Here is a 2,369-nt window from a genome sequence, read left to right as displayed (position 1 = left end):
AGTCCCTTTTCCTCCACAAAGCGGATAAGCTCTTGAGCGCGGTGTGCAGGGTAAATGGCGTACGCCCCACTCCTGAGCAGCGCCAGGACCTGGTCCGTATACTTGGATTGAGCAAAGAAGTAGTTCTCCTCTTCAATGAGCTCAATAAACTTTTCGTCGATGCCAAACACGGAAGGGTCGGGTGTTTCGTCTGCAGAACCCAAGAATTCTTCCTGCTTGATGTTATACCAGGCACGGTAGGTTTTCTTGTAGATGTCGCCCCTAGCCGCACAGGCCTGCCACAATGCTTGGGCCATGGCCATATGGTCCGCATCACTAGTACGGATAAACCGGTCGTGACTCAGGGAAAGGGCTTCGGCCAAACCAGTAAAGTGAGCCACTTGCTCATCGGCAAACTCCTTAGGTGCCTTGCCGGCAGTATCTGCAGCTCGCTTCATCTTTAGCCCATGCTCGTCTACGCCAGTCTGGAAGTAGACTTCCTCACCTTTCATGCGGTGGTAGCGCGCCAAAAAGTCCGCCTGGACAAACTCCAAAGCATGCCCCATATGCGGCTTGGCATTAGGGTAGTGAATGGAGGTGGTGATGGTGAACTTAGGCATGGGTTGTGACGAGAAGCACTATTTCTCCTTTGATGGTGGGACGGGCAGCAAACTCCTGCTGAACTTCTTCTAAAGAACCAGTAACAACCTCTTCAAACTGCTTGGTGAGCTCCCGGCCCACACAAACAGAAAGTGGTTGGTTCCATTCTAGCAGTTCAGCAAAAAGACGAAGAATCCGCTCTGGGGATTCATAGAAAACCACCCCATCCATAATGCCCTGCTGCAAGCCACCGGCCAGTTCTTTGAGACGGGTCTGACGCCCCTTCTTATGTGGCAAAAAGCCCTCAAACAACGGGTGCTGGCATCCCAAGCCGGACACGGACATTATTGCCGCCAGCGCACTGGCACCTGGCACGGTAACCACTTCAAAACCGGCTTCACGGACACGACGGACCAGGTAATCCCCTGGGTCTGAAACGCCTGGCGTCCCCGCATCGCTGGTGTACGCCAATGCCTTCCCCTCATGCAGGAGGGTGATAATTTCCTGAATGGTACGCTCCAGTGCCGGGCGTGGCTGCATTTCTCGGTAAGAACGAAGTGGGGTATGGATGTCGTACCGGCTCAGTACTTTGCGAGTCACCCGGGTGTCTTCTGCGTACACAAATTCCACCTCTTTCAAAGTTTCTAGCGCCCTCAGGGTAATATCGCCCATATTACCGATTGGCGTCGAGACGATGTGCAACTTAGACATGGGCGTTATAGAGTTTGAGCCACTCTTCCTCGGTTAACTCTTGCGCGCGGACATTCTCGGAAAGGCCAAGTGCTTTAAACTGCTCGGCAATTTCCGCGTGGGAAACCCCACGCATACCACCCATAACGTTCTTAAGCTGTTTGCGCCGACCCAAGAAAGCACGCTTAACGTAGCGGAAAAAGTCCTTTTCCTGGTCGGCAGAAAGTGGGCGCACTGGCTTAACCACCATATGCAACACCACAGAATCCACCTCAGGTGCAGGCCAGAACGAGCTGTTTGGCACCTGGGCTGCAATAGAAACATCGGCATAGTATTGGACAAGCACCGAGAGAAAGCCACGCTCACCCGTACGGGCAGGGGCTGCCAGGCGCTCGCCCACTTCTTTCTGAACAAGGATGGTAATGCTTTCTGGCAACCGTGGAACTCCACCCTCTAAAAAGAGGGCAATGAGTGGCGTGGTAATCTGGTACGGGATGTTGGCCACTACCTTGTAGTGCTCCGTAGCGAGGCGTGGAATGGTGGTTAACGCATTCCCCTGCACCAGGTTGAGCATGGGAAAATCTTCTAAGAGAATTTTCACCATGTCAGGGTCAGCTTCAAAGGCCGTCACCGCTGCACCGGCTTCCAGTAATTTTTCCGTCAGGACACCTGGCCCAGGCCCAATTTCAAACACCCGTTCACCAGGTTGGATATTGGGAGTTTCCACCATCGCCAAAAGCGCCTTCTCGTCGATGAGAAAGTGTTGCCCAAACGACTTCTTGGACCAAACCCCTGCCTGCTTGAGGCGAAGTTTTAGCGCTTCTGGGTCAAGGCGATTCATGCTTGCCCTACCATAGCGTAAAACGACAGATTTGACTATGAAAAAAGACCCCCGGAGTGGGGGCCTTTGAAAGATGACACCTAGATTGGCGGCAGGAGGGCGTAGAGCGGACGCTCCGTCTCTGGGTTGATGTTCCGATCTTTGTGAAAATCGATGACCAGCCTACCCTCCCTCCTTCGCACACACAGAGTGCGCTCTTCGCGGTATACGTCTCCCAAACAGTCGATGCCGGGATCGCCATCCTGCAAAAGTTCGGGAT

3 protein-coding genes are annotated in these 2,369 nt (G+C 53.5%); all 3 read right to left on the bottom strand.

What is annotated here, in order from left to right; genetic code table 11:
• Positions 1-599: class I tRNA ligase family protein (locus VLA04_00580; protein HSI20193.1), on the bottom strand; the 599-nt coding region annotated here is incomplete at its 3' end.
• Positions 592-1,290, bottom strand: coding sequence for a 16S rRNA (cytidine(1402)-2'-O)-methyltransferase (gene rsmI / locus VLA04_00575; protein HSI20192.1), 699 nt, complete (start codon positions 1,288-1,290; stop codon positions 592-594). The genes rsmI and VLA04_00580, both read right to left, overlap by 8 nt.
• Positions 1,283-2,110 carry a 16S rRNA (adenine(1518)-N(6)/adenine(1519)-N(6))-dimethyltransferase RsmA gene (rsmA, locus tag VLA04_00570; protein HSI20191.1) on the bottom strand — a complete coding sequence of 276 codons (828 nt, stop codon included), beginning with the start codon at positions 2,108-2,110 and terminating at the stop codon, positions 1,283-1,285. The genes rsmI and rsmA overlap by 8 nt, the downstream gene beginning before the upstream one ends.
• Positions 2,111-2,369: the final 259 nt, after the last annotated feature.

The sequence above is a fragment of the Verrucomicrobiia bacterium genome, from assembly GCA_035460805.1.
Lineage (GTDB): Bacteria > Patescibacteriota > UBA1384 > CAILIB01 > CAILIB01 > DATHWI01.
The sequence above is the reverse complement of the archived record's forward strand: the minus strand, read 5'-3'. Positions and strand labels throughout refer to the sequence as shown.